General features: G+C 65.9%; 6 protein-coding genes. 1 reads left to right on the forward strand and 5 read right to left on the reverse strand.

The window, feature by feature from the left end; translation table 11 throughout:
- Nucleotides 1-69: 69 nt before the first annotated feature.
- The 5 genes from VIM61_13385 to VIM61_13405 all read right to left on the reverse strand — a co-directional run bounded on the left by VIM61_13385 (nucleotide 70) and on the right by VIM61_13405 (nucleotide 4,351).
- Nucleotides 70-213, reverse strand: a complete 144-nt coding sequence (locus VIM61_13385) for a hypothetical protein (protein ID HEY8901398.1) — start codon at nucleotides 211-213, stop codon at nucleotides 70-72.
- Nucleotides 210-545: a DUF86 domain-containing protein gene (locus VIM61_13390; protein ID HEY8901399.1), complete on the reverse strand. Its 336-nt coding sequence runs from the start codon at nucleotides 543-545 to the stop codon at nucleotides 210-212. Before VIM61_13390 ends, VIM61_13385 begins: the two co-directional genes overlap by 4 nt.
- On the reverse strand, nucleotides 535-855 hold the full coding sequence (locus VIM61_13395) for a nucleotidyltransferase domain-containing protein (GenBank protein HEY8901400.1): 321 nt from the start codon (nucleotides 853-855) through the stop codon (nucleotides 535-537). The genes VIM61_13390 and VIM61_13395 overlap by 11 nt, the downstream gene beginning before the upstream one ends.
- A gap of 70 nt (nucleotides 856-925) precedes the next feature.
- The gene (gene mutS, locus VIM61_13400) at nucleotides 926-3,421 is read right to left on the reverse strand and encodes a DNA mismatch repair protein MutS (protein ID HEY8901401.1); all 2,496 of its coding nucleotides are present in this window, start codon (nucleotides 3,419-3,421) and stop codon (nucleotides 926-928) included.
- Nucleotides 3,422-3,562: 141 nt separating this feature from the next.
- The gene (locus VIM61_13405) at nucleotides 3,563-4,351 is read right to left on the reverse strand and encodes a thiazole synthase (protein HEY8901402.1); all 789 of its coding nucleotides are present in this window, start codon (nucleotides 4,349-4,351) and stop codon (nucleotides 3,563-3,565) included.
- Between the two features lie 130 nt (nucleotides 4,352-4,481).
- On the opposite strand from VIM61_13405, the gene VIM61_13410 reads away from it, so the two are divergent.
- A partial coding sequence (locus VIM61_13410; GenBank protein HEY8901403.1) for a 6-phosphofructokinase occupies nucleotides 4,482-5,187 on the forward strand: 706 nt, incomplete at its 3' end.

Below are 5,187 nucleotides of genomic sequence, written 5' to 3' on the forward strand. Positions count from 1 at the left end.
GTCTGCGACCGCCAAATCCCGATTCCAACCCCAAATCGCCCCGCGGCCGCAGACCGCCGCTCCAGCACCCTACGCCGGCCCGGGCGCCGGCTCCTCGGCGTCCGCCGCCGCGTCCAGCCGGATGTGTTTCGCGCAGACGATGAGCGTGGAAGGCAGACCGGCCAGCCTCACAACCTGGATGCCGTAGCTTTGCTCGGCGAATCCAAAGCTCATGCGAAGTGGCTTTGAAGAGTTTCGATCATCTCCGGCAGATCGGCTTCGACCGTCGTCCAGACCTGCTCGATGTCCACGTCCCCGTAATCGTGGGCGATGATGTTCCTCATGCCGCGCATGCTGCGAAACGGAAGGCTTGGAAAGAACGCCCGGGCCTCCGCCGAGAGTCGGCTGGCAGCCTCGCCGATGATTTCGAAGCGGCGCAGGACGGCATCTTGTTTCTCGACGTTCTCCAGGAATCGGTCGCGACTGACTCCCTCCAGATAGGAACGGATGGCCAACGCCGAATCGAGGATGTCCCTCAGCAGAGCGGTCTGCCGCTCATCGAGCATAGACCGTGAGCGGGTTGGCGAGGATCGCTCGGCGGCGAATGGCGTTGCGGCTTCTTTCAACCGCCCGGCGAGTGAGGAGATCGACGGGACACCCCAGGCGTTCCTCGAGGTCCTCCTTCAGCGCGCCCATTTCGAAAAGTCCCACCCTTGCACCCGGGAGAAACTCGACCAACAAATCGACGTCACTTTCCGCCCGGGCCGCGCCGCGAGCGAGCGAGCCGAAAACCTCCACCTTCGCGACGGGGCGATCCGCGCATGCTGCTTTCAATGCAAAGCGCAGGTCTTCCAAAGCCGGCGGCGATTGCTTCATGGCCATTTCTTTAATCCAAAGCGCCGGCCGTGGCAACGCGTCAGGCTTGATGACTCCTTTGCGGAGCCATTCAACCCGCCTCGTCGAAGAGCGAAAGCTGGTTCGCGATGGCGGCCATGTCGCGGCGTTTGGTGCGGCCGCCGCTGGCGGCGAGCGTCGGTTTGCCCTCGGTGTTGAGTTCAGATTTTTCGAGGTTGGCGAGGATTTGCTTCGCTCGCGTGATGAGGCTGTCCGGCAAGCCGGCGAGGCGGGCGACCTGGATGCCGTAGCTCTGGTCGGCGCGGCCGGGCAGGATCTTGCGCAGGAAGATGACCTCGTCGTTCCACTCGCGCACGGCGACGTTGAGATTCGTCACGCCATCGCGCGTGCGATCGAGATCGGTGAGCTCGTGATAATGCGTCGCGAAGAGCGTGCGGCAGCCGATGGCGTCGTGCAGGTGCTCGGCGACGCTCCACGCGATGCTGAGGCCGTCGAAGGTGGACGTGCCGCGGCCGATTTCGTCGAGGATGACGAGGCTGTCCTTCGTCGCGTTGTGGATGATGTTCGCGGTCTCGTTCATCTCGACCATGAAGGTCGACTGGCCGCGGGCGAGGTCGTCGCTGGCTCCAACGCGGGTGAAAATGCGGTCGGTCACGCCAATGCGCGCCCGCTTCGCGGGAACGAAGCTGCCGGTTTGCGCGAGCAGCGTGAGCAACGCGACCTGGCGGATGTAGGTGGATTTGCCGGCCATGTTCGGGCCGGTGAGGATGGCGAATCGTTTGCCGGCACGATCGAGGGCGGTGTCGTTCGGCACGAAGCGCTCGGCGCCGGCGCGCTGGTCGAGCACGGGGTGGCGACCCTCCTCGATTTCGATGACGCCGGCCGCGTCGACGACGGGACGGCAGTAGCCGAACTGGCGCGCGGTCTCGGCCAGGCCGCCGAGCGCATCGAGGCCGCCGAGCGCCGTGGCGGTCTGCTGGATGCGAGCCATCGCGTCGAGCACGAGGGCGCGCAGGCCCTGGAAAATCTGCTGCTCGATCGCGCGGGAGCGCTCGTCGGCCCCCAGGATCTTGCCCTCGATTTCCTTGAGCTCCGGCGTGATGTAGCGCTCGCCATTCGCGGTGGTCTGCTTGCGGTGATAATCCGCCGGAACGCTCCCGAGATTCGATTTCGTGATCTCGATGAAGTAGCCGAAGACCGAATTGTAGCGGACCTTGAGCGACTTGATGCCGCTGCGCTCGATCTCGCGCTCCTGCAGGTTCGCAATCCAATCCTTGCCCTCGCGGGAGGCGGCGCGCAGCTCGTCGAGCGCGGGATCGTAGCCGGGGCGAATGATGCCGCCGTCGCGCAGCAACGCGGGCGGTTCATCCACGATGGCAGCGCGGAGCGTGGCGCAGAGTTCGTCGAGCGGATCGAGCTGCGCGGCCAGCTCGGCAAGCAGTTCCGCCCCGCCCAGCGGGCAGGAGAAATCCGCGAGTTGCGCGCGCACGCCGGGAATGCGCTCGAAGGAGTCCGCCAGGGCCGCGAGGTCGCGGGCATTGCCCGACTGGCCGTGCAGGCGCGAGGCGGCGCGCTCCATGTCGCGAATCCCTCCGAGAGTTTCGCGGAGCGTGGCGAGATCGGGCGCGCGTTCGATGAATCGCTCGATCGCGGACTGCCGCGCCCCGATGGCGCCGACATCGCGCAGCGGGTTGAGGATCCAGTGCCGGAGCGTGCGGGCGCCCATCGGCGTGACGGTCCGGTCGAGCGCGCCGAGCAGCGTCATCTCGCGACCGCCGCGGGACTGGACCAGCTCGAGATGGCTCTGCGTGACGGCGTCGAGCACGACGAATTCGCTCAGCCGGTAGGGCTGCAGGCCGCGCAGGTGCGAGGCATTTCGCCGCATCTGGCGAGTCAGATAGTGAAGAAGAGCCCCAGCCGCGCCGACCGCGAGCGGCCAGGCGCTGCAGCCGAACCCGTCGAGGGATTGCACGCGGAAATGCTCGCGCAGGAGATGCTCGGCGGGCTCGCATTCGAAAATGTAACCCTCGGCCGCGGTGCCGACCGGGATCGCCGCAAGCAGCTCGGGCTGCTCCTCGGGCACGAGCACCTCGGCGGGCGAGATGCGCGCGAGTTCGTCGAGGAGCTGCGCGCGGCTGTCGAGCTCGGTGAGGCGGAAGGCGCCGGTGCTGAGATCGGCGAAGGCGAGCCCGACGCGGCCGCGTTTCTCGCAGACGGCGGCGAGGAAATTGTGCGTGCGGGCGTCGAGGCCGAAGTCGTCGAGGGTGCCGGCGCTGAGGATCTGCGAGATCTCGCGGCGGACAAGTTTGCCGGCCGTGACTTCGCCGACCTGGTCGCAGATGGCGACGCGCTTGCCGGCGGCGATGAGCTTCTCGATGTAGCCCTTGGCGGCGTGGTAGGGCACGCCGCACATGGGCATGGCGCCGCGCTTCGTGAGCGCGACGTTGATGATGGCGCTGGCCTCCTTCGCGTCGTCGCCGAAGAGCTCGTAAAAATCGCCGAGGCGGAAGAAGAGCAGCGTGTTCGCCGGCAAGTCACGCCGCACGGCGAGATACTGCCGCATCATCGGGGTCTGCTCGTCGCTCATGATTTCTGGACCACGGATTTCACGGATAAAACGGATGATTTTTTAACCGCGGAGAGCGCAGAGGAGGAAAATCTCCGCGTTCTCTGCGTCCTCGGCGGTTCCTTCATCCGTGTCATCCGTGCGATCCGTGGTTGGAACTCGTCAGTTTCCGCTGAGGAAGACGGAGATCGGGCTGGTGGCGGCGGCGAATTCCCCGCGCGAGGGCAGACCGGCCGCGACCGCTTCGCTGGCGCTCTCGACCGCCATCCGGAACGCCCGCGCCATGCGCACGGGGTCGCCGGCGGCCGCGATGGCGGTATTCACGAGCACCGCGTCGGCGCCCATTTCGATCGCCTCGGCAGCGTGGCTGGGCGCGCCGATACCGGCGTCCACGACAACGGGCACCGTGGCCTGCCTGATGATGATCTCGATCTGCGCGCGCGTCTCGATGCCGCGATTGCTGCCAATCGGCGAACCGAGCGGCATTACGGTGGCAACGCCCACATCCTGCAGACGCTTGGCGAGCACGGGATCGGCATTGATGTAGGGCAGCACGGTGAAGCCCTCCTTCACGAGAATCTCGGCGGCATTGAAGGTTTCGACCGGATCGGGCAGGAGGTAATGCGGATCGGGATGAATCTCGAGCTTCACCCAGTTCGGCAGGCCGGCGGCGACGGCGAGGCGCGCGAGGCGCACGGCCTCCCCGGCGTTCATCGCGCCGCTGGTGTTGGGCAGGAGCAGGTATTTCGCGGGATCGATGAAATCGAGGATGTTCGCAAACGCATCGCCTTTGCCGGAAAGGTCCGCGCGGCGCAATGCGACCGTCACGATCTCGCTGCCGCTGGCCTCGAGGGCGTCGCGCATGGCTTCATTCGACGAAAATTTGCCCGTGCCGACGAGGAGGCGGGAGCCGAAGGAGCGGCCGGCAATCACGAGGCGGGAATCGGACATAGACGATCACTCTAAGCGCCGCACTCCGGCGGGCGCAAGAATCGCAGCCAGGTGACGAAAATTCTCCGTCGGAATGTTCGCCGAAAGTTGCCCGGAGTGGTATGCCCCATGCTCGACCATCTCATCGGCCATGAACCCGCTCACTCCGTCTGCTCTGAACATCCGATCTCTAGGCCCTCGCACGATCGATTCTCCACTCAACCGCCATTTCCACGAGCTGGGCAACGACCACGCCTTTTATTCGGACGACCAGCGCATCGTGGTCGACCACAGCCTGGACAACGTGAAGGCTCTCACGGAATCCGGAGCGGAGATTCCCTGCTTCGAGGTCGCCGGGCCACGCCGGAAGCTTTTCTTCAAGCCCGACGAGACCGTTTGCGCCGTGGTGACGTGCGGCGGCCTCTGCCCCGGCTTCAACGACGTCATTCGCGCCATCGTCCTGCAGGCGCATCACCGCTACGGCGTCGCCCGCATCCTGGGCATTCCCTTTGGCTTCGAGGGCCTCATTCCCGAATACGGCCATCACGTTTTCAATATGACTCCCGGCTTCGTGAGCAGCATTCACCGCTTCGGCGGCACGATGCTCGGCAGCTCCCGCGGCCCGCAGGACCCCGCCCGCATGGTGGACCGGCTGCAGGAGCTCGGCGTGAACATTCTCTTCGTGATCGGCGGTGACGGCACCCAGCGCGGCGGCAACGCGATCGAGCAGGAGGCCTCGAAACGCGGATATCCGCTCGCCGTCGTCGGCGTCCCCAAGACGATCGACAACGACATGATCTACATGGACAAGAGCTTCGGCTACGAGACCGCCTGCGCGGCCGCGGTCGAGGCGGTCC

Source organism: Chthoniobacterales bacterium (assembly GCA_036569045.1).
Classification (GTDB): Bacteria; Verrucomicrobiota; Verrucomicrobiia; order Chthoniobacterales; family JAATET01; genus JAATET01.